Raw genomic sequence first — 3,761 nt, forward strand, 5'->3', positions numbered from 1 at the left:
TTGGTGGTGAAAGTGGTCTGCGGAAACTTGGTTTAGGCGGCACYCACCCCTTAACGCGGCGTTATGGCTTCTTTTAAAAGTTATACTGGTTGGATGAACAGTGTTTGTTGTTTGTGTTCTATTCTGTGTAGTAAGTGTTGTTTTACTTTAATCAAAGAGGGCATAATGAATGCGTGAATCCTTACGCCGTAAAGTGTTAGATGTTTGTGCTAAGAAAATCGCACAAAAGGGTGGAGAATGATTGGTGTTTCATTTTATGCATTTTTCGCTAATAAAAACGACGATCCAGAGTTGTTAATGGAAGCAGCTACTTGGTGGATTCAAACTCACCAGCTAGATCACTTCGAAAAAGCCAACAAAATCATAGAAATGATTAAATCAGGCAAGTAAAGAACACCTTAAGTCCAAGCCATAACAAGGCGTTTAAGCGGGATTCATGCCGCGTGGCATTTTTGGTTTGCGGTGATTTTTGTGGTGAACGTGGTGTGCGGAAACTTGGTTTATGCGGCATTCACCCCTTAACGCGGCGTTATGCTTAATCAAGTAAAATCAGTGGATTATGGTTTTTCTTTGTCCCCTCGGCTTTTCAGTTTTGTGTTTGTCGGCAAGCCGGTTTTTTTGAGCGCTGTTTTTCGGACACTTATTCTTTGGCGCTGAAAATTCAGAGAGTTGCCTCAATCAATTTTCGGGTAAGCGCGAGGTTAGGGCAGTTGGCTCAATCAGAAGTCCATCTCTAGGTTTTCAAACTTCAAACCAGATTTGCCCAAATTCCGAGCCTGATTATCAAAACTATGATTCATTTCGGTTTTCTACGTTTTGGCTTTTGTTTGTGAATCAAAGTCGAGTTAATCTTGGTTCTGATCAAACGTAAGCCATTGAAGCTTAAGCATAACAAAGCGTTTAAGTGGGATTTGGCACGCGTGGCATTTTCGGTTTGCGTTGGGTTTGGTGATTAAGTCGCTGTGCGGTAGCTTTTGTATTGCGTGCCTGCACCCCTTAACGCGGCGTTATAGCGCATCCGATCTCTAGGAGAAGAGTCGTTGAAACAAAGTAAAAGTGAGTTTTGGTCAGGTGAGGAATACGATGCGCAGTATGGGAGTGCTTATGCTAGTGAAATATCCTTCCTGCGAGAACTATTGTCTAGTCAAAAAGCATCCTCACTTTTAGATGTCTGCTGTGGGACAGGTCTTGTCACGATACCACTATCAAAAAAACTATCTCATGTAGTAGGCATAGACTTTTCAAGTTCGATGGTAAACTTCGCTATACAAAAATCATCTGCAATGAGTAATCTTACTTTTTACGAAATGGATGCGGTTGACTTCAATTTAGGAACTGAATTCGATGTGATAGCTATGACAGGCAACGCATTTCAAGCATTTATTTCTGATAGTGATCTTTTGTCTATGTTAAAGCGTGTCAAAAATCATATGAGCGCTACAAGTACATTCGTATTTGACTCTAGGCTACCATCTCCTGAAAATCTCGAAGAAACTGAACGTTATGAGTATTGGACTACTTACACAAGTACTTCAGGCGAAAAAGTAAATGTTTACGGCAGGGACAGTTTTCATCCTCAACTAAATGATACGATGTTGCACTATATTCGCAGGAAATATGAAAGTGGTGAGCAATACTATAGTCAAATAGAACTCAAATATCGTTCAGTAGATGAAATCGTTAAATGTTTAGAAAGTACTGGTTTGCAGTTAGTAGAATGCTATGCAGACTGGGAAAAGACCCCATTAACTAAGGCATCTAACAGTATCGTGGGTGTTGTGAGCGCGCTATAACAAACAATTTAAGAGTGATTCACCACGTTTGGCGTTTTTGGTTTGGGTTTAGTTTAGTGATTACGGTGTCCAATTTGAGTGTTATGGTCGCGTGGTTCACACCTTAATTGGGCGTTATGTAACAAGGAGAGTTCAGCTAAATGGAAGTAGTATCTGAAAGGCTGCGGATGAAGCCATTATCGGAAAATGACTGGCCTTTATTTCTGCAACTCCATACGAATCCTAGTGTCATTTCACTTTGTTTCGATGAACTGCCAAAGTCAGAAATTGAGAGTAAATTTAAATCTCGATTAGCACCTTGGTTTGTAAAGTCGAAGCATTGGCTATGTTTGGTTGTTGTCGAGTCCAAAACGGACAAAGCAGTAGGTATAACAGGTTTTTGTGTTAACGATTCTGTTGCTGAAGTTGGGTTTATGTTTTTGCCCGAATATCATGGACTCGGGTATGGTACAGAGTCACTGCAAGCTCTCATAAATTATTCAATGTCAGAGTTTGGCATCGATAAATACAGTGCAGTTGTCACTGAGGGTAACATTGGTTCCGAAAAGGTACTTACAAAAGTGGGTTTTGTACTCGATAGGATAGTGCATCAAGCTTATGAAATCGGTGGTAATTTGTACGCAGACCATGTCTATCAATACGTGTAAAATTGTTACATAACAAGGCGTTTAAGCGGGATTCATGCCGAGTAGCATTTTTGGTTTGCGGTGATTTTTGTGGTGAAAGTGGTGTGCGGAAACTTGGTTTATGCGGCACTCACCCCTTAACGCAGCGTTAGCCTATAAACTTAGAATTCTGTAGAGTAAGTGTTAGGTTGCTTATATAATTGGATTTTTATTAGTAAGTTTAATTTAATGAAATGTCCTTTATGCGCAGAGAAGATTCAACGCGAAGCCTTTGTCTGCAGATATTGCCACACTAGCATAGTTCCCCACGCATCCAGTGTATTATCAAGTATTTCGTCATTGTTTAGTAAACGAGAGATGGCAATATCGGAAGTTAGTTTCGATGTTGAATACTCGAAATCAGAAATTATTGAGCAGATGGAAACTTTTAGCACGATCTTAAAGAAACAAGGGTACGATGTGTTCTGGAGATGGCGCTCGGATCATTGCAGAACTTGTGAGTTGATTTTTAGTTATAAAGGAGACTCCAACTTGATGGTTTATGGCAAGGTGGTTAACTCATTGTCAAAGCAAGTATCGGCAAAGTGTGGTGACGATATTCAGTTCCAAAGCCTAAGAAAAGTTTGATTTAACATCATAATTTATAGGCTAACAATCTGTTTAAGAGTGATTCGCAACGCTTGGCATTTTTGCTATGCGTTGCGTTTTGTGTTTAAGGTGGTATGCGGAAGTTTCGGTATTGCGTTGCTCACACCTTAACAGGGCGTTATGCTTAATCAAGTAAAATCAGTGGATTATGGTTTTTCTTTGTCCCCTCGGCTTTTCAGTTTTGTGTTTGTCGGCAAGCCGGTTTTTTTGAGCGCTGTTTTTCGGACACTTATTCTTTGGCGCTGAAAATTCAGAGAGTTGCCTCAATCAATTTTCGGGTAAGCGCGAGGTTAGGGCAGTTGGCTCAATCAGAAGTCCATCTCTAGGTTTTCAAACTTCAAACCAGATTTGCCCAAATTCCGAGCCTGATTATCAAAACTATGATTCATTTCGGTTTTCTACGTTTTGGCTTTTGTTTGTGAATCAAAGTCGAGTTAATCTTGGTTCTGATCAAACGTAAGCCATTGAAGCTTAAGCATAACAAAGCGTTTAAGTGGGATTTGGCACGCGTGGCATTTTCGGTTTGCGTTGGGTTTGGTGATTAAGTCGCTGTGCGGTAGCTTTTGTATTGCGTGCCTGCACCCCTTAACGCGGCGTTATAGCGCATCCGATCTCTAGGAGAAGAGTCGTTGAAACAAAGTAAAAGTGAGTTTTGGTCAGGTGAGGAATACGATGCGCAGTATGGGAGTGCTTA

At 40.7% G+C, this 3,761-nt stretch carries 4 protein-coding genes and 1 pseudogene; all 5 read left to right on the plus strand.

The window, feature by feature from the left end:
* The first annotated feature begins 169 nt into the window (after positions 1 to 169).
* The 5 genes and pseudogenes from CIK04_RS00730 (at position 170) to CIK04_RS35415 (ending at position 2,571) form a co-directional block, all read left to right on the plus strand.
* A pseudogene (locus tag CIK04_RS00730) lies at positions 170 to 390 on the plus strand (DUF6500 family protein).
* Positions 378 to 539 carry a DUF3265 domain-containing protein gene (locus CIK04_RS35410; protein WP_128824559.1) on the plus strand — a complete coding sequence of 54 codons (162 nt, stop codon included), beginning with the start codon at positions 378 to 380 and terminating at the stop codon, positions 537 to 539. The pseudogene CIK04_RS00730 and the gene CIK04_RS35410 overlap by 13 nt, the downstream one beginning before the upstream one ends.
* 501 nt (positions 540 to 1,040) lie before the next feature.
* Positions 1,041 to 1,793 carry a class I SAM-dependent methyltransferase gene (locus CIK04_RS00745; protein WP_157806516.1) on the plus strand — a complete coding sequence of 251 codons (753 nt, stop codon included), beginning with the start codon at positions 1,041 to 1,043 and terminating at the stop codon, positions 1,791 to 1,793.
* Between the two features lie 140 nt (positions 1,794 to 1,933).
* Positions 1,934 to 2,440: a GNAT family N-acetyltransferase gene (locus tag CIK04_RS00750; RefSeq protein WP_097353734.1), complete on the plus strand. Its 507-nt coding sequence runs from the start codon at positions 1,934 to 1,936 to the stop codon at positions 2,438 to 2,440.
* Positions 2,431 to 2,571 (plus strand): DUF3265 domain-containing protein, encoded by a 141-nt coding sequence (locus CIK04_RS35415; RefSeq protein ID WP_097353735.1) that lies wholly within the window; start codon positions 2,431 to 2,433, stop codon positions 2,569 to 2,571. The genes CIK04_RS00750 and CIK04_RS35415 overlap by 10 nt, the downstream gene beginning before the upstream one ends.
* The last annotated feature ends 1,190 nt before the right edge of the window (positions 2,572 to 3,761 follow it).

This window comes from Vibrio sp. 03_296, assembly GCF_002265885.1.

Bases quoted from the DNA above. Each gene is read 5' to 3' on its own strand.
- CIK04_RS00750 (WP_097353734.1), top strand. From the start codon at position 1,934: ATGGAAGTAGTATCTGAAAGGCTGCGGATGAAGCCATTATCGGAAAAT.